The organism is Neolewinella litorea, from assembly GCF_004803465.1.
Lineage (GTDB): Bacteria > Bacteroidota > Bacteroidia > Chitinophagales > Saprospiraceae > Neolewinella > Neolewinella litorea.
In genome coordinates this window covers 62,835-81,687 of sequence record NZ_SRSF01000010.1, presented here as the reverse complement: position 1 = coordinate 81,687, position 18,853 = coordinate 62,835, and the positions used below count along the sequence as shown (strand labels likewise).

Here is an 18,853-nt window from a genome sequence, read left to right as displayed (position 1 = left end):
TGTCGCGAATTTAGTTTAGCTTTCACAACGTGATCCGTCTTTTCCCCTCACTTCGTTCCATCCTGACCGACCTCTACCTGGGCGGACGCTTCTTTTACCTGCTTGGTGGGGTAGCCGTGATTTCCGCGCTGGGTTTCTGGCTTTCACCGCTTTTCTGGGTGGCGGTCGGGGGACTGCTAATCCTTTTTCTGGCGGTGCTGTACGACGGGTACCTGCTGCACCGGGCGGCACCGGCGGTAACCGCCATCCGCCGACCACCCCGGGTATTGTCACTCGGAGATCCCCTGAACGTGGCCCTGGAAATCCACAACGGCGCGAAAATGCCGCTGCACCTGCTGATTATCGACGAGTGGCCGCAGCAGTTGCAGTTGCGCGACCACCGGCTCAGCACGGTGGCGGAGGCCGGCGAACGGCGTACCCTTACCTACCCCGTGCGGCCCACTTCGCGCGGCCTGTACCGCTTCGGCTGCATCAACCTGTTCCTCCGCAGCGGTTGGGGCCTGGCCGTGTGGCGACGGCGCATTCCACAGGAGCAGGAAGTTACCGTGTACCCCAGTCTGGTTCAGATGCAGAAATTCACTTTCCCCGTCACCCGTCCCGTGGAGTCTGGCAAACGCCGGAGACCTCTCCCCGTGACCCGCAGTTATGAGTTCGATCAGATCAAGTCCTACGTTCCGGGCGACGACCGCCGTACCGTGAACTGGAAAGCCACGGCCCGACGCGGCAGCCTTATGGTCAATACCTACACCACCGAGCGGGCCCAGGCCATTTACTGCTTGCTCGATAAGGGGCGCAGTATGCTGATGCCGTTTGACGGGCTCAGCCTTCTGGACCACGCCATCAACGCCTCCCTGGCCCTGACCAACCTCATCCTCCGCCGGGGCGACCGGGCGGGACTGCTCACCTTCTCCGACAAACTCGGGGATTTCCTGGCGGCCGAGAACCGGCCGGATCAGTTGCGCCGCGCGCTAAAGTTGCTGTACCGCCAACGGGAGCGTACGGGGGAGAGCGATTACGATTTGTTGTTGCGGGCGGTACGGCGTTTGGTGCCGGTGCGCAGTATGATCGTACTCTTCGCTAATTTCGAGAGCAACTACGCCCTGGACCGCGTCATGCCGGTCCTGCGAAAGCTGGGTCGCGATCACAGCCTTGTCGTGGTCCTTTTCGAAAATACCGAGGTCGCGTCACTCCTTGACGCGCCGACCAGCGACGCCGCGAGCGTCTATCGGAAAGCCACCGCCCGGCGGTACCTGCAGGAGCGGGAATTGATGGCCCTGCGGATGCGGCGCCACGGCATCCAGGTGGTACTTACGCAGCCCGCGGACCTCACGGGTACCGTGATCCGGCAGTACCTGGAACTGAAGGGGCGGGGCCTTTAATGCAGGCCGGGGAAAAATACGTCCGGATAGTGGTCGAGCTGATAGACGGAAGGCGAGCGGTAGTGGATAGCGATCAGGTCGAAGCGTATTTCCCATTCGTGGTTCACTTCCTCCATGTACATGGAAGCGGCACGGCTCATCCGACGCTGCTGCTCCGGGCGGAAGAAGGTGCTGGGGTGACCGTAGGCCACTGAGCTTCTGGTTTTCACTTCCACGAAGACCAGGATGCCGTCCTTGCGGGCAACGATGTCGATTTCCGTGCGTCGGTACCGGTAATTTGTTGCCTCAATCGTATAACCGTGCCCGATCAGATACTGCCGGGCCAACGCTTCTCCCTGCTCACCCGTCTTCTTACGGTCCGTCATGGGGCAAAACTAGTACTTGTTGTCGTTTGGGCTGAGCAACTGCCTGCCCCCGCTGTTATCTTTACCCATCCATAACCCCAAATTCCATGCGCTATACCCTCCTTATCTTGTTGAGCCTTCTGTTCATGACCGACTTCGCTTACGCCCAGACGCGGGAGGATGAAGCGCGGGACGATCTGGATTATTCGGGCTCCCGCCGCGCCCCGGATAACCAGGGAGGCGACATCTGGTACGGCGCCGGGGCCACCATCGGGTTCCAGGCCAACTCCTATTCCAGTTCCTTCCGGATCGGGGTGGCTCCGATGGCGGGCTATAAGGTGAATAACTTCCTGAGCGTGGGACCGCGGGTCAGTCTGATCTATAACTCCTTTCGCTACGATTACGGCTTCAACCAGTCGGAGTTCAAGGACAAGTCCATGACCTGGTCGGCCGGTCTGTTCACCAGGGCCAAGATTTACCGCGGCTTCTTCGTTCATGGCGAGTATAGCCTGCTTAGCGAGAAGGAGTTCTACCAGGTGCCGGGCACCAACACCCTGGACGATCGCCGGATCACCCGTGCGATACCCTTTCTTGGGGCCGGGCTCAGCCAGGGCGGCGGGCCGGGCGCTACGGGCTTCGAGATCCTGATTCTATTCCGGGTCAGCCAGCCGGAGCGACTCAACGACGCTCCCTACGAGATCCGCAGCGGCATCAACTACAACTTCTAAACAGAAAGCCCCGCAACACACCTGGTGTTGCGGGGCTTTCTGGTTTTGGCTTTCGGTAGAAGGCCCGTTTACTTGTTCAACAAGTAACCGAAGTTGCCGCGGAAGCCGGCGACCTTGGTAGGGTTCCATTCTCCCTGCTGGATCTGCGCCACCACGTGGTTGACGATCTCGCTTACCGTTACGTCGGCCGGGTTCTCACCGCTGGCGAGCCGGGCCTGGTAGATCTTGCCGATCTCGGCGGTAAGGAAACCGCTCAGGGCAGCCTGAGTGGCTCCACCGATGAGGAATTTCAGCGGGCTGAAGGCCTTGGTGATGCTGGTGGCCACACTGGTGATGAGGCGGCCTCCCAGGGAGGTTATGCCGGTGGTGATGGTCATGCGGATCATCTGGTCCTCGACGTCGTATTCGTAGATATTGGCCAGTTCCTTGATCATCTTTACCTGCAGGGCGGTCAGGGCGATCACGTCCAGTCCGAAACTGGGAATCAGGCCGGCCGCGGTGCCGAACAGGGCGTACTTTCTGATGAGGGCGTCAGCTTGCTCCTGTTTGCCGGAGGGGCTGTTCTTTGCCGGAAGGTTCTCTCCACCGCCCTGGGTGCTGGCGGATTCGGAAGACTTGGATGTTGTTGGATCGGACGTTGCCATAATGTAGTAGGTTTTGGTTGCAAGTGTATTCCTACAACCAAATCCTACGCGGTATATGTTCGTTTGAGCCGATTTTTAGGGGCTGAGCTTGTTTTGGGCTCTACCGTTCGGTTTGTTTTCGGCCCACGAAGCAATGCCCGAAGACACTCCTACTCCCCGTATTGATCCAATAGGAGCGAAGCCAGCTCCTCGCTGTTGATGGTAATCTTGCCGGTGGCCTCGTCGATGTGGACCTGTCCGTTGCGAAAATGGTCCTTGGTGCAGGTCAGGCTTATACCCCCGACACCGGCGCGCAGGTAGAAACGGTTGCGCAGGGCCTTGCGGTCGACACGGAATCCCTCATCGAGCGTGCTGCCGTTCTCCGCCAGCATTTCCTGAAGGGGCTTTTCGTTACCGTAGAAGTGCTCGTCGAAGTCCTGCACCCGAATGGTATGCTGGGGTGCCTTGGAAGCGTACTTGACCAGGGCCTTTTCGAAGTCGCCCTCGTTCATCGCGAATCCCGTTTCCCGGTCCTTCGGCACGGGCAGTTCATCCACCATTTCCAGGAAACTCTGGGTCAGTTCGGCACTGGTCTCCGGGCGGTCGATGCCCACCCAATCCGTGAAATACTGGCTGATGCTGCTCTGCGTCCGCGCGTGACGGATCATCTGCACGTTGCGGCCCTTGCCGGCCAGCAGGCGGGCGGCCATGGCCATGTTCTGTATGTCCAGGTAGGCGGTGGTCTGAAGTTTGAGGCGCTGCTGGGCTACCTCATCATCGTCGACGAAGATCATCCCCTCCGTATTCCGGATCATGTAGATGCCGAGCATCCGGTGCTCGTCCATGGTATAGTCGGCGAACAGGAGGTAGCCCCCCTTGGCGCCGACCACACCCTGCAGACTGTCCTTCAGCACCGCCATGGCGTTCTGGCTGAAGGCGATGAAGGGGGACCGTCCCCGGCCCTCTTCCAGCCAGTTCTGATAATAGGCGGGAAAAAGTCCTTCGTCGGGCTGCACCAGGTAGCCCTGCAGTAGGTCGGTCTTTCGTTCAAAGGTCTCATCAAGGCGACCAATAAGTTCGATGGCCTGCTCGGTAATGGGCAGGGCGTCCTCACTCAGCAACAGGTCGGCTTCGGCCATCTCCGGCTGCTTCTTCAGTTCGTGAACTATGGCGTGGTGTACGATAAGCTGATCCATGCGGGCGAAGGTAACTTATTGACCCGGACACCACCACTCTCCTGACCGGATGACCGACCCCCGCCGTAGGCAACCAAAGACACAGCGGAGTGTTATACGTTCGTAACTAATGTACATACAATAAAATAGCCATGAAGACCATTTATCACCCCGCCGACTCCCGCGGACACGCCAACCACGGCTGGTTGTCGACCCACCACTCCTTCAGCTTTGCCGGATACCAGAATCCCCAGCGGATGCGGTTCGGAGTACTCCGGGTGCTGAACGACGATGAGGTTCTCGGCGGCCGCGGGTTCGGCAGTCACCCGCACGATAATATGGAGATCGTATCCATCCCCCTGGAAGGCGATTTGGAGCACAAGGACAGTATGGGCAACACAACGGTCATCCGGGAAGGCGACGTTCAGGTCATGAGCGCCGGTACCGGGGTGGTCCACTCCGAAAAGAATCACCACCCGGATCGTCCCGTCAAATTCCTCCAGATATGGGTTTTCCCCCGGGAGCGCAACGTGGAACCCCGCTACGACCAGGTCAGGATCGATCCGGCCGGGGAGGCCGATCGCTGGCAGGAGATAGTTACCCCGGAACCCCGCGAAGGCGCGGTCTGGGTGCACCAGGACGCCTACTTCAGTATCGGGCGCTTCACCGCCGATGGCAACACGCAATACAAGGTGCACCGACCGGGCAATGGCGTCTATCTCTTCGTACTGGAGGGTGCCGCCGAGGTGGCCGGACAAACGTTGGGCCGCCGTGACGCGCTGGGCATTACGGAAGCAGACGAATTCCCCGTCGCGATCGGTCCCGACGGAGCCAGGATCCTTGCCCTCGAAGTTCCGATGAATTTAAGCTAACGGCTCGGCTCGGCCGTAGTGCCCGAGAAGGTGATGATCCGAATATCGCTGGCCCCCGCCGGCAGCCAGAGGTTGCGGCTCCGCTGGCTCAGGTAGCCGCTACCGTAGTATACTTCCTCAAGGGTAGGGCGCCCGCCCACCGAGTAAGTCACCCGCTGCGCATCCGCCGGCACCTGCACCATTTGTCCGGGCTGGGTAGTGCGGTAGGCGGTGGTGGCCCCCTGGTTCTCCGAGGCTACGAGGGTGGGAACGTCGTCAACCGTGATCACGGTCAGGCTCCGGCCGTTCCCCGGTACGTGCAGCGCGCTGGGACGGGCGGAGAAGGTCTTGGTGGCGGGATCGAAGAGTAGTACCAGTCCGTTCAGGGCGTCCAGCATCCCCATGCCGGTTTCGGTACCGTAATCGTTTCCGATGGCTACGAGATCGGGATGACCGTCGGCGTTCACGTCCAGGGGTTGCATACCGAAGATGGGCGCCACCTGGGCGTCGCGGGGTAGCTCGTGGAAGGCAAAGGTGCCGTCGCCCAGGTTCTCTATCCAGGCCGACCGCAGGTAGTTCGACCGCAGGGCAGTGATCTTGGCCTCCGGATAACCCTTCAGAATATCCTCGATCGTGGCCCTGCCGAACTCTTCGTGGCGGGGATAGCGCCGTTTCACGCTGATGATCTGCTTTTCGGTATCGTTGCGCTGATTGTGGGGAAATTCGCGGTAGCTGCCGTCTTCGGCCAGCACGTAGTCGGCCACCACTACGTCGTAGCCCCCGTTGCCATCGAAGTCGCCGCCGTACAGACCCACGTAGTCCTTTCCGGAACCCGCGTAGAGGTGGTTGCTCCCAAAATTACCCGCTGCGTAATCGAGATCGCCGTCGCGGTCAAAGTCCGCCGCCGCCAGGCCATTCCACCATCCCACGTGGGCGGAGAATGCTGGGGGCGTGTTGTCGGTCAATTGTCCTTCGCGGTTCTCGAAGAGCCGTAGCCCCATGCCTTGTCCGGCAATCAGGAGGTCTACCCACCCGTCGTTGTTGTAGTCCGTCCAGAGGGCATCCGTAACCAGTCCGAGCGCGGTAAATTCGGGCGGGGACGCGGGTGCAAAGGAACCCCGTCCATCGTTGATCAGCAGGTAGCTGTCTACCGGCTCCGGGAACCGGCCGGGGTGAAGGCGAGCTCCGACGAAGAGGTCGAGGTCACCGTCGCGGTCAAAGTCAGCGGCCCGCACGCAGGATCCGCTAGAGGCGATGCCGGGCAACCCGGTGGGGTGGGGGGTGAAGTTGCCCCGGCCGTCGTTGAGCAGCAATTGGTCCAACAGTTCGGGGCGGTTGAGGGCGTATTCGCTTCCCCCACTGACCAGGTAAAGATCCTGGTCGCCGTCGCCGTCCGCGTCAAAGAAAAGTGACCCGAGTTCTTCGGCACCGGCCTCGGTAACCGTCAGTGGGACCCGATTGAAAGTTGGTTGCCCGGCGCCGTCTCGGCCCTGCAGCAGCATCTCACCATGGAAGAAGTGGGATCCCGACCGGTAAAGGTCTTCCAGCCCGTCCCCGTTCACGTCGGCGACCGCCAGGCCGGGTCCGTATTCGGAGAGTTTGTGGGGAATCAGTGGCTGCACGTTGAAGTCAATGAACAGACTGTCGCGGTGCTCAGGCAGGGCGCTCAGCAATGAAGCATCGGCGATGAGCATCCCGTCTTTATTGTTTCCACCGTTGGTAGGGGGTGCCAGTTGTCCGCCGGCCTTGTTGAGCATGATCCGCTGGTCCCACCCGGTATCCTTATATATAAAGGACGTACCATCGGGCCAATCGACGCGTACCGACCGCAGGGAATCGCCAGCCCGAAAACCGAAATGCAGCACGTCGGCAACGCTCGAGAGGAATCCCCGCACCGGGTGATTGTACATGGTCTGCGTAGTGGAGTCGGTGTATACGGTCACGCGTGCGCCGATAGCTTCCGGGTTGCGTCCCTCCCCCTGGAGCCGGACCTGCAGCCAGTGACCCGCGTACGGCTGGTCTTTGGATCCGATCAGGTCGTTCCGAAACAGGAAGCAGCTGTCGTTGATGTTATTGACCACGTAGTCCAGGTCGCCGTCGTTGTCCAGGTCGGCGTAGGCTGCGCCATTGCTGAATGAGGGATAGTTGAGCCCCCACTCGACGGTACGTTTGGTAAAGTGCGGCAGGGCGTGGCCGTCGTTCTCGTAGGCGTAGTTGGCGATCTTCACCGAGGGGATCTGGGCCAGGCGCGTTTCCCGGCTGGCAAGGTTACTGACTTGCACATTGTAGTCCATGAAATCCCGGTCCGTAATATCCCGCGGGAAGCCGTTGGTTATCAGCAGGTCGCGGTCGCCGTCGTTGTCTACGTCCGCAGCCAGGGGGCTCCAGCTCCAGTCGGTGGCCGCCACGCCCGCCATCATGCCTACTTCGGTCAGTACAAAGCTGCTGTCGTTGACCGGGCGGTTCAGTTGCAGCACGTTACGGGTGAACTGTGGCTGGTAGCCGAAGCGGGCGTTGTTGAGGTAGGCGTTATAATTGTTGGGGGGCATCATGGTCTTGCGCCGCAGGTTGTCCTCGGGGAACATGTCGACGGAAAAAACATCGTCGCGTCCGTCGTTATTGAGGTCGGCCACGTCGTTGCCCATGGCGGAATAGCTGGTGTGCTTGAGGTAGTCGGAAGCGCGATCGGTGAAGGTGCCGTCCTGGTTGTTGATCCACAGCAGGTCGTTACTGACGTAATCGTTGGTGATGTACAGGTCGGGCCAGCCGTCCAGATTGATGTCGCAGACGCTGATGCCGAGCCCGAAGCCTTCTTTAAGGATTCCAGCTTCCAGGGTAACATCCGTAAATCGGGGGAGGCCGTCTTCGCCGGGGCCGTCGTTGCGATAGAGCTTGTCGTTTTTGCGACCGGTGCCGTCGGTGATCTTGGGCAGGTAACGGTTGGGGAGGGCGCGGTTGTCCATTTCATTGACCAGGATGTAGAGATCGAGGTCGCCATCGCGGTCGTAATCGAAGAATGCGGACTGTGTGGTATGGGAGGTGTCGGCGATGCCGCAGGTGGCGGCTACTTCCCGGAAACGGGGTACCGCAATACCGTCGGCCGACACTTCACTGCCTTCGTTCAGGTAAAGCAGGTTAGCTCTCCGGCTGCCGGGCTCATAAATAGTGGCACTAACGTACAGGTCGGGCAAGCCATCTGCATTGATATCCGTTACGGCGATTCCACTGCACCAGCGGCCGCGCCCGCCTACGCCGGCGAGTTCGGTTACGTCCTGAAACCTCATGTCTCCCAGATTGATGAAGAGGCGGTTTTCCGTCGTATTTCCGGTAAAATAGAGGTCAGTAAGCCCGTCGCCGTTGAAGTCGGCGGCTCCGACACCACCGCCGTTGTAGACGTATTCGAAGTCAAGAATGTTAAAAGTGTCGTTTTCGGTGATCCGATTTGCGAAGGTCAGGCCGCTTTCTGGGGTGCTTATGCGTTGGAAGAGCGTCGGCGGAGTTTCTTCGCGGCAACCAACCATGGCTAACACACTGAATAATAGGACAAGGGAAACCAGAATTTTCATGCTAACAATTATGGAGGTTGCAAGATAGCAACGCTGGCCGGCCCCCTGGACATTGCAAGCTGTAAACCAGCCGGCGTAAGTTGTTTAAACAATCCATTGTTCTATTTAAAAAATGGTATGTTAGCGCCTTGATTCGAACAATGAGAACCGTCACTGTGGCAGTTCCCCATATCCATTTGAACTCACTAACTTAATCTCGATCATGAAACAATTACTAAGCCTGCTGATGGCGTTGCTGTGCTCAGCAGCCGTCTACGGGCAAACAACCGTGACCGGAACCATTACCGATCCAGATGGATTCCCCCTCGTCGGGGCAACGGTACTGGCGAAGGGCACCACCGCAGGAACGGTGGCGGATCTGGACGGACAATACGAACTGACGGTCCCCGCTAACGTTACAGAACTCATCTTTTCCTATACCGGCTACGAAACGCAGACGCTTGTCCTGAGCGGCCAGACCATCGTCGACGTAGTGATGACCGAAGGGGTTGCCCTGGACGAGGTCGTCGTTACGGGCTACGCCGTGACCAGCAAGCGGCAGACCACCGGTGCCATTTCCACGGTAAGTACCGAGGAACTGACGGCCGTACCTTCGGGTAACGTCGAGCAGCAGCTGCAGGGACGCGCCGCGGGTGTGACGGTTATCACCAACGGACAGCCCGGTACCGAATCGATCATCCGCGTTCGCGGTTTTGGCTCTTTCGGCGGCAACAACCCCCTCTACGTCGTGGACGGTGTGCCTCAGACCAACATCAACTTCCTGTCGCCCGACGACATTCAGAACACCTCTATCCTGAAGGATGCGGCTTCCGCCTCGATTTACGGTGCGCGTGCCGCAAACGGCGTAGTTGTAATCCAGACCAAGCGGGGCAAGCGCGAGCCTTCTCCCCTGCAGGTGACCTACGACGGATTGACCGGTTTCACCGATCCAGGAAAAGGCCAGCCCATTCTTTCGCCCGAGCAGGACGCCATGAAAACGTGGGAGGCCATCCGCAACACTGCCGCGGCCAACGGCACTACGCCCGTGTTTGACCACCCCCAGTACGGTAGCGGTGAAACGCCCGTGCTGCCCGACTACATCCTTGTAGGTAGCATTGGCGGCGTACGCGGAACGGTTGACCTTGAGGCCGAGCGCGAAAAGTACAACATCGACCCCAGCGCCGGTCCGCTCTACCAGGTAGTACGTGCCAATAAGGAGGGTACCGACTGGTACGACGCCATCACCCGCACGGCGATGACCAACCGCCACACCCTGGGTTTCACCGGCTCAACCGAGAACGCCCGCTACTACGTCAGCCTCGGTGCCCAAATTCAGGAGGGTATCCTGCTGAACAACAGCTATGAGCGCTACACCTCGCGCATCAACACCGAATTTGACCTTGGTAGCCGCGTTCGCTTCGGACAAAACCTGCAATTCACCCACCGCAAAGCCCTTGGCCTGACGGGCGACGGAGCAGGTGCCGGTAGTTCGGACGACGAAAACGAGATCCTCTCTGCCTTCCGCCTCAACCCCCTCATCCCCGTTTACGATGAGTTCGGTGGATACGCCGGTACCAAGGCCCCCGGCTTTGGTAACCCCCGTAACCCCGTCGCCGCCCGTGACGGTCTCGCCAACAACCAGAACTTCGACAACATTGCCTTCGGTAACATGTACCTCGAGTTTGATCCCATTGAGGATCTGACCCTGCGCTCCAGCTTCGGCGGAAAGTACATTGGCTATAACGGCCGTTTCTACAGCCGTCAGACCTACGAGAATGCGGAGAACAACGCCAGCTTCGGCTACGGTGAGTTCCAGGGTTACGGTACGGACTGGATTTGGACCAACACGGCCAACTACCAGCGCGACTTCGGTGGCCACGACGTTAATGTTCTTGTAGGTGTGGAAGCGCTGGAAGCCGGCAAGTTCCGCAACAGCAGCGGATCGGGCATTAACCCCTTCAGCCAGAACGTCAACTTCGTATCGCTGAACAACGTGGAGAGCCGCCAGGTATTCTCTGACTTCACCAACGGTAGCCGCTTCTACTCGGTCTTCGGCCAGGTGAACTACAACTGGAACGACAAGTACTACCTCACCGGTGTGCTGCGCCGCGACGGTTCCAGCCGCTTTGGTGCGGAGAACCGCTTTGGTACCTTCCCCGCTATCTCCGCCGCTTGGCGCGTTACGAGCGAGCCCTTCATGGAAAACCAGAGCTTCTTCACCGACCTGAAAGTACGTGGTGGATGGGGACAAATGGGTAACTCCAACAACGTATCCGGCGACAACCGCTTCTCGCTGTTCGGAACCAGCCTGGGTGCTTCCAGCTACGACATTACGGGTTCAAACTCCAGTGCCGCTACCGGATTCTTCCGCAGCCGGATCGGAACGGAAACCGCCCGCTGGGAAACCTCCGTTACCTCGAACATAGGCTTCGACGCTACCCTGATCGGCGGAAACTTCGACATCATTGTGGACCTGTGGCGCAAAGAAACCAACGACCTGCTGGTACAGCTGCCCATCCCTAACGTGCTCGGCCCCAGCGCTACCCCCCCGGTAGTCAACATCGGCAGCATGCTCAACCAGGGTCTTGATGCCTCGCTTATCTACCGCGCCAAGATCGGCAGTGACTTCTCGATCGAGACCACCCTCAACGGTGCCTTCCTCAAGAACGAAATCACCAAGTTCACCGATGACGTTGACTTCTTCGATGTAGGTGGTACCCGCATCTCGGGCACGATTGTACGCAACCAGGTGGGCATGCCCCTGTCTTCATTCTTTGGATACAAGGTGGTCGGACTCTTTCAGAGCGAGCAGGAAGTTAACAGCGCCCCTACCCAGGAAGGTGCTGGTCCCGGCCGCTTCCGCTTTGAGGACAACAACAGCCGCGATGAGAACGGCGACCTTACCGGTATGCCCGACGGGCAGATCACCGAGGCCGACCGTACCTTCCTTGGCAGCGCCGTTCCCGACTTTACCGGTGGCCTGAACCTGAAGCTGAACTACAAAGGCTTTGACCTGACCAGCTTCTTCTACACCTCGCTGGGTGGAGAGATCTACAACAACTCCAAGTGGTTCACCGATTTCTATGGCACCTTCGTCGGAGCTGCGGTATCCACTCGAGTACTGGACAGCTGGTCGCCGACTAACACCGACACCGACGTGCCGATCTACGAGAACATCTCTAATTTCAGCACCTCCACCCAGTCGAACAGCTACTACGTGGAGAGCGGTGACTACCTGCGCCTGCAGTACCTCGCCCTCGGTTACAACTTCTCGGAGAACGCCTTCGGCGGTGCCCTGCAGAATGTTCGCGTAGCCCTGGCCGCCAACAACGTCTTTACCATTTCCGGCTACGATGGCCTCGACCCCGCCGTGGGTGGTGCCGCTGACACCAAGTTTGGCGTTGACGTAGGCAACTACCCCGTTACCCGCGCTTACAACCTGAGCGTACACGTAGGATTCTAAGCCAACCCCATCCTCCCACCGGGAAATTCTCCCGGATTTCCCGGTGGGAGTTATCAACACAACTTTACAACAATCAATCATGCAGACTACTAAACGTCTCACCTATATACTAGCCGCGATAGCGTCGCTGGGACTGGGTTTCAACAGTTGCTCCGAGGACTTCTTGGAAGTGGCCCCTACAGGCTCCCTTAACGAATCCGTACTAAGTACCCCCGCGGGCATCGATGGTCTCCTCATTGGGGCTTACGCCCAATTGGGTGGCCGCGGTAACTGGTTCGGTGGCGCCTCCAACTGGGTACACGGTTCCATCCAGGGCGGCGACGCCAACAAGGGTACGGAAACCGGTGACTTTACTGCCATCAACGAGGTGGTAGAGTACCAGCTCTCGCCCACCTCTCAAGTACCCAGCGATCGCTGGAGGGCACTTTACGAGGGAGTCGCTCGCTCGAATGCCGCCCTGAAAGTGGCTACCACCTCGGAAGACCCAACCGTAACCGATGCCTTCCGTACCCGTGCCATCGGCGAAGGCCGATTCCTCCGGGGTCATTATTACTTCCAACTTGAAATCTCCTATGACAAGGCGCCCTACATTACCGAAGATATGACTTCGGAGGATGCCGTTCTAGTAGCCTCCAGCGACCTCTGGCCGCACATTGAGGAGGACTTCAAGGCCGCTTTCGACAACCTGCCCGAAACCCAGAGCCAGGCCGGTCGTGCCAACAAGACCGCCGCTGCCGCTTACCTTGGTAAAACCTACCTCTTCCAGGGCAAATGGGGACAGGCCAAGGAAATGTTTGACTACGTTGTTAACCAGGGCGTAACCGCTAATGGTCAGGATGTTGGTCTGATGGAGAACTACTCCGACGTATTCAACGCCGAGTTCGACAACCATAAGGAGTCGATCTTCGCCATCCAGGCGGCCGCCAACACGGGTACAACCAACAACGCCAACCCTGATTTCGCGCTTAACTTTCCACATAACACCGGCTCCAGTGGACCCGGCAACTGCTGTGGATTTTTCCAGCCGAGCTTTGATCTGGTGAACTCCTTCCGTACCGAGGATGGTAAGCCCCTCCTGGACGGCAGCTACCGTTCCGACAGTGAAGAACTGACCACCGACTTCGGTATCGCCTCCGCTGATCCCTTCACCGTAGACACCAAGCCGGTTGACCCCCGCCTCGACCACTCCGTCGGACGCCGCGGTATCCCCTACCTCGACTGGGGCATCTTCCCCGGCCGCGACTGGATCCGTGACCAGGCCCACGCCGGTCCTTACTCTCCCAAGAAGTTCGTCTACTACAAATCTCAGGAGAACACCTTCTCTGACGGTACCAGCTGGACCCGCGGTTACCCCGCCGTGAACTACATCATCATCCGCTACGCCGACGTACTGCTGATGCTGGCCGAAGCCGAGATCGAACTCGGTAACCTGGATCGCGCCCTGGAACTGATCAACATGGTCCGTGAGCGTGCTGCCAATTCCGTACTGGCCGACTCCCCCGCCAACTACGAAATTTCCCTCTACGATGACCTGGGCAGCCAGGACAACGCCCGCAATATCCTGCAGTTCGAGCGCAAGCTGGAGCTGTCCGGTGAAGGCCACCGCTTCTTCGACCTGCGTCGCTGGGGCATTGCCGAGTCCTTCCTGAACGGATACATCAACTACGAGGAGCAGTACCTGCCCGTGCAGTTTGGTGGCGCCGAATTCCGGGCCCCCCAGGACCTGTACTACCCGATTCCCCAGGGGCAGATCGACCTGCAAGGCTTCGAAGTGCTGGGTCAGAACCCCGGCTACGAGTAAGCACTCCATCACCTTAAACACAAGCGGCCAGGATCCACCAGGATCTTGGCCGCTTTTATTTTGCCTTTATTGAGGTGCCCTGTAGCACTTGGGTAGCTGCTTGGTCGGAGGTGATAGAGCGCACAGTCTATATCCGTTGATGCCAGGCCAGGTCTAGGCCCTGTGGGTCGAGCGATCCGAACCCCTTGGATGTTTACAATTAATCGGGCCAGGAGGCCCTCTGCCCATTTGCTGTCGGGTTGAGGGTCTCCAGACCCGATAATTGAAGGCAAAAGGCTCACGTTGAGCATGTGGGCCCTTCAACTGTAGTTCCTGAGGTACTTAGTGGTGATCGGGCTTGGAGGAACTCCGCCCGTTTGATGTCGGGTTGAGGGTCTCCAGACCCGATAGTTGTAGGCAGGAGGCTCACGTTGAGCATGTGGGGCCTTCTGCTATAGTACCTGAGGTACTTAGTGGTGATCGGGCCTGGAGGCCCTCCGCCCGTTTGCTGTCGGGTTGAGGGGCTCCAAACCCGATGATTGAAGGCTGGAGAACCACGTGTAGTATTGGGCCCTTCAGCTATAGTCCCTGAGGTACTTAGTGGAGATCGGGCCGGGAGGCCCTCCGCCCATTTGCTGTCGGGTTGAGGGTCTTCAGACCCGATAATTGAAGGCAAGAGGCTCACGTTGAGCATGTGGGCCCTTCAGCTGTAGTTCCTGAGGTCCTTAGTGGTGATCGGGCCTGGAGGCCCTCCGCCCGTTTGCTGTCGGGTTGAGGGGCTCCAGACCCGATGATTGTAGGCTGGAGACCCACGTGTAGCATGTGGGCCCTTCAGCTGTAGTTCCCGAGGTACTTAGTTGTGATCGGGCCTGGAGGCCCTCCGCCCATTGCTGTAGGGTTGAGGGTCTCCAGACCCGATAATTGTAGCCTGGAGAACCACGTGAGTACGTGGGTCCTTCTGTTGTAGTCCCTGAGGTATTTAGAAGTGATCGGGCCTGGAAGCCCTCCGCCCTCGAGGGAATTTCCCCGACTACCGCAGTATCACCAGCTTTTCCAGCTCACCGTTCACGACGTTGTTGCCGTCGCCCAGGAGGCGGACCTGGTAGAGGTATACCCCCCGGGCCAGGGGATCGCCGTAATCGTCGAGACCATCCCAGGCGATGCAGTCGTCCTGCCGCACGGAGCCGTCGCTGAAGGGGAAGCCGGCTTCCAGGGTTTTAACGAGCTTCCCGCTCACGGTGAAGATCTGGACGATGGCGGTTACTTCCTGGCCCACCAAGGTATGGTCGAACTGGAAGCAGGTGGAGGTGGTGAAGGGGTTGGGGTAATTGAGCACGTGACTCAGCGCATCGCCGATATCCGTCGCCACCAGGAATTCGGTGGTCGCAACGGAGCTGTTGTTGGCCACGTCCCAGGCCCGTACGGTCACCGTATGCAGGCCCGGCTTGAGGTCGAAAAGGGGGTAGCGCACCTTGCCGCTGCGAAAATCGTCTACGTCTGCCTCATAGTAGTCGTTCAACACGATAGCATTCCGCGAGTCCTCGTCGAGTACGGCTTCCAGGTCATGCCCGATGCTGTTGCCGGTGACGTTGATGCCGAGATCATCGGAGAGGTGGAGCAGCAATACGGGGTCTTCACCGACCTGTCCGCCGGCCACGAAATCCGTATCGTCCAGGTAGACGTCGACCGTGGGTCCCTCATCGTTGGCGTTGGTGTCTGTGCCGGTGCCTCCGATGATGAGTTGGTCGTAGTAGCCGGCTGCGTCGGTGCGTTGGGTACGATCGGCAGCATAGTAGCTGATCTTCGCCGGACCGAAATCGTAGTCGATATCGCTGGGTACCACGAATTCAAAAGAGAACTTGCCGTTCGTTACCGTTGCCCGGCCGCGGAAGACGATGTTGCGTTGTACGCCGATCTGTAGCAGCGGACTGTCGCTGTCTTGCTGAAGCGTAGGCACCGTCTGCTCCTTGTCGTAGATCGTAGGGTAGACCTGCCCGTTAAAATTACTGAGCAGGTTGCCGGTTACGTCAACGATCTCTCCACTGATACGCATCTTTTGCAGGGCACGTACGGTATCGGTGCGCATGGAGTCGACGGCCAGGGTGTCGATGAACGTGGTCCGTACCCCATGGCGCGGAAAGGCAATTACCGTAGCAGGATCACCCAGCAGGGTGTACTTGCGCGCGTTCTCGGTATCGCCGGAAAGGAAAGAACCACGGTCTACCGGAGTGGTCTCGTTCTTCGCGATCCGGATGATGTCGCCGAGACTTCGCCATTCTCCATCCGGGCGGTCGAGCATGGCCTGCACCGTATTGTTGGTGAGCTCGTAGTTGCGGGTGGCAAAAACCGGACGGGTAGTGGTCATCAGGGCGATCACGCCGCCGCGCGGCGTCAGGAGCGCTTCTTCCCCGGCGCTTACAAAAGAGGCATCGTCGTAATTGCTGAAGGTGCAGGTGGCCGTTATGAAAACGGGCGGCTGAATCGGATCCGGTGAACCGGCCGGCCGGGTCCAGTTTCGGATCTGGGGGATGGTCAGCACCCGCTCCTGTGCCCAGCCCCGCGGCCCGCCGTGGCCCAGATAGGTCACTGCCAGCGCCCCCCGGAAGACGGCCCGGTCCAGCCCCTCGGTGATATCGGGGTAACGGTCGCCGGAAGACAGGCTTTGCTGCGGGAACAGGTCGAAGTAGAGCTTATCGAAATTAAGGTCGGGCTTCCGCTGCTCCACGGCGTTGGCTACCCGATTCACATCAATGGTATGCTTGCCGCCGTCTTCGTCGTCACCCACGAAGACCATGCGCGTACGCCAGTCGCCGAATGCGGAGGGGTCGGTGTCGTAACGGATCAACTTTTCCACCACGGGGCCGGCCTCGTCCGCCGACTTGATGGGCAAACGGCCTACGGCAATGCTGAGGTCCGGAGCGAGGGGCTGGCCGTCGACGGCCGGGGTCATGATGCCGTAGAAGTCGTCGGCGGGAAAGCTCTTAACCTGAGTGAAGGCACCCTCATGCTCGTAGACCGGAATAAAATTGGTGCCCAGCTGGTAAATGTTGCGGTGATCAAAGCTGCCATCGCCAAACAACAGCAAATAGCGTAAACTCGGGTCGCGTTCATACACCATGCGTGCGAAGTTGCGTATCGCGGCGGGGTCGTCACGTCCGCCGCTGAACTCATGGTATATCTGCTGGGTAGTGACCAGGGGCACAGTAAACCCGTTGTGAGCGCGCCGGTGTTCGGCAAGCTTTTCCGCTTGCGCCAGAAAATCCGGGTGGGTAACGATAATCATGTCCGCCTCCCGAGTGGCGTGAAGGTTCTGGTTCGGGATTTTGCCTATAGCTTCGGGTATCAACAAGTTGCTGCCCGCCCGGAAGGCGACGTATTCGTAGAGCTTGCCACCGGCCGGTGCCGTGAAGGCCGCTCCGGCCAGGGTGGCCTCGCGTACGTCCAGTCCGTCGATCCGCCACACCCTTGCGTCGGTGGGCAGGGAACCACCAAATTTGAAGGTAACAGCCGCGCCGTCCACGGTTTTGGTATCCCGGAAGGAAAATTGGTCCTGGTTGGCAAAGGTCAGCCGACGCCGGCCCCGAATGTCGATCCAGTCCAACCACCCCTCACTCCGGTCCGTTCCGGCGGGCACCGGATAAACTACCGAGACGTTTACGCGATCGCCCGCGGCGGGTGCAGTGCCCACGAGTTCGGTCGGGATCACGGCCGAGCGCTGCTCTTCCGCTCCGAAGACCACCGCCGCGGCGTTGGTACTGCTGATCTGGGCTCCGTTCACTTCCAGAAAGAAGCGACTGCTGGCCGCGGAGCGCAGCCCCATGCGGCTTCGCACCCACAGGGGCTGGTCGGTGACCAGGTCGGGGAACGTGACCAGGTTGGGAAAGTCTTTTTGCCGCGATACCTTGAAGAATTCTCCGAACCAGGTCTGTCCCGACCCATGGTTGTTGCCGCCCAGCTCGTGCAGCACGTTGTACTTGTCTTCCTCGTAGCGGAAGAGCGCGTCGTAGGTATCCGTGACGGCACCGTTGGTTGCGTTGGGCAGTGGAGAGACCCGCCGGCCCCGCCCGGGTGTGCCGATCTGCAGGTAGTAATAGCTGCGGTCGGTGTAGATGTTGTTGGTGTAGACAAAGCGATCGGTCAGGGGGTCGTAGCGCCGCTCGTCCGGGCCCTCCGCGTGGAAGAGGATATAATCCCCGCCGTCAAAAGAGCCGTCACCTTCACCCTCTATATATATGGCCTGCTCGTACAGGTCATCCGGCGGCATATCATTCACCGTTTCGGGTAGCATTCCACCGGGCTGCCCAAAGATCTTGATGTCCCGGGGATCGATCCCGTTCAGGTTGGTCACTTTCAATTGGTCGGCCAGGAAGGCGCGGCTGATTTTGTGCACGCCTGTAGCCGTAACGGCAACGCGGTAGATATCACCTTCGCGGAGCACGGAGTTGGCAGCAAAAGTCGATCTTCCGGTGTTGCTGCTCGCGGCAACCGATGGTACCAGCCGCAGTTCTACGGACAGCAATCGTTCCAGCCCCACGGGGGTGCGAATGATCGCGGGGCCACTGATTTTCCCCAGCCAGCCTTGCGGTTGGCGGACGGGTGAGTAAGCGAAGGAGAAATCCGTGACCGGCTCGGCCGAGAAGCCGGGAGGTGTGGGGAAGGGCTCACTTTTCAGGCTGACGATCTCCACGTCATAGGGCGCCCCGGATCCCCCGGGGAAAACGTGAACGAAGGCGGGCAACTCACCCGATTTCTCCGTGCCGGCACCGTCTGGTCCAAGGGTAAAGGAAAGAATCACCCGGCGGCTGCCTTCCCATTCAATGATGGTGGGCGGGTTCCAATACAGGTCCTGCCGAATGCTTTGCTGAGCCGCGATCGTCAGGGACAACGCCAGGAAAAAGAGGAAAAGAAAGTGCTTCAGCATAGTTCGGCCTTGGACCTGAAATTAAGATACACTGCCGGGCCCGA

General features: G+C 59.3%; 10 protein-coding genes. 5 read left to right on the top strand and 5 right to left on the bottom strand.

Going from position 1 to position 18,853, the window contains the following annotated elements; genetic code table 11:
• The first annotated feature begins 29 nt into the window (after nucleotides 1-29).
• Nucleotides 30-1,379: a DUF58 domain-containing protein gene (locus E4021_RS15670; RefSeq protein ID WP_136460323.1), complete on the top strand. Its 1,350-nt coding sequence runs from the start codon at nucleotides 30-32 to the stop codon at nucleotides 1,377-1,379.
• Here the strand turns inward: E4021_RS15670 and E4021_RS15665 are convergent.
• Nucleotides 1,376-1,744 (bottom strand): YraN family protein, encoded by a 369-nt coding sequence (locus E4021_RS15665; RefSeq protein ID WP_136460322.1) that lies wholly within the window; start codon nucleotides 1,742-1,744, stop codon nucleotides 1,376-1,378. The genes E4021_RS15670 and E4021_RS15665 overlap by 4 nt on opposite strands.
• Nucleotides 1,745-1,830: 86 nt before the next feature.
• Here E4021_RS15665 and E4021_RS15660 point away from each other — a divergent pair, with 86 nt between their 5' ends.
• On the top strand, nucleotides 1,831-2,451 hold the full coding sequence (locus E4021_RS15660) for a hypothetical protein (protein WP_136460321.1): 621 nt from the start codon (nucleotides 1,831-1,833) through the stop codon (nucleotides 2,449-2,451).
• A 68-nt stretch (nucleotides 2,452-2,519) separates the two neighbouring features.
• Here E4021_RS15660 and E4021_RS15655 read toward each other — a convergent pair whose 3' ends face one another.
• On the bottom strand, nucleotides 2,520-3,095 hold the full coding sequence (locus E4021_RS15655; protein ID WP_136460320.1) for a DUF697 domain-containing protein: 576 nt from the start codon (nucleotides 3,093-3,095) through the stop codon (nucleotides 2,520-2,522).
• Between the two features lie 149 nt (nucleotides 3,096-3,244).
• Nucleotides 3,245-4,270: a nucleoid-associated protein gene (locus tag E4021_RS15650; RefSeq protein ID WP_136460319.1), complete on the bottom strand. Its 1,026-nt coding sequence runs from the start codon at nucleotides 4,268-4,270 to the stop codon at nucleotides 3,245-3,247.
• A 131-nt stretch (nucleotides 4,271-4,401) separates the two neighbouring features.
• Between E4021_RS15650 and E4021_RS15645 the strand changes: the two genes are divergently transcribed.
• Nucleotides 4,402-5,121 (top strand): pirin family protein, encoded by a 720-nt coding sequence (locus E4021_RS15645; protein ID WP_136460318.1) that lies wholly within the window; start codon nucleotides 4,402-4,404, stop codon nucleotides 5,119-5,121.
• On the opposite strand, the gene E4021_RS15640 is transcribed toward E4021_RS15645, so the two are convergent.
• Nucleotides 5,118-8,666 carry a VCBS repeat-containing protein gene (locus tag E4021_RS15640; protein WP_136460317.1) on the bottom strand — a complete coding sequence of 1,183 codons (3,549 nt, stop codon included), beginning with the start codon at nucleotides 8,664-8,666 and terminating at the stop codon, nucleotides 5,118-5,120. The genes E4021_RS15645 and E4021_RS15640 overlap by 4 nt on opposite strands.
• Nucleotides 8,667-8,868: 202 nt before the next feature.
• On the opposite strand from E4021_RS15640, the gene E4021_RS15635 reads away from it, so the two are divergent.
• Together E4021_RS15635 and E4021_RS15630 are read left to right on the top strand one after the other, a co-directional pair.
• Nucleotides 8,869-12,108: a SusC/RagA family TonB-linked outer membrane protein gene (locus E4021_RS15635; RefSeq protein ID WP_211097044.1), complete on the top strand. Its 3,240-nt coding sequence runs from the start codon at nucleotides 8,869-8,871 to the stop codon at nucleotides 12,106-12,108.
• A 79-nt stretch (nucleotides 12,109-12,187) separates the two neighbouring features.
• Nucleotides 12,188-13,909: a RagB/SusD family nutrient uptake outer membrane protein gene (locus E4021_RS15630; protein ID WP_136460316.1), complete on the top strand. Its 1,722-nt coding sequence runs from the start codon at nucleotides 12,188-12,190 to the stop codon at nucleotides 13,907-13,909.
• A 1,009-nt stretch (nucleotides 13,910-14,918) separates the two neighbouring features.
• Here the strand turns inward: E4021_RS15630 and porU are convergent.
• Nucleotides 14,919-18,809, bottom strand: a complete 3,891-nt coding sequence (gene porU, locus E4021_RS15625; protein WP_136460315.1) for a type IX secretion system sortase PorU — start codon at nucleotides 18,807-18,809, stop codon at nucleotides 14,919-14,921.
• Nucleotides 18,810-18,853: the final 44 nt, after the last annotated feature.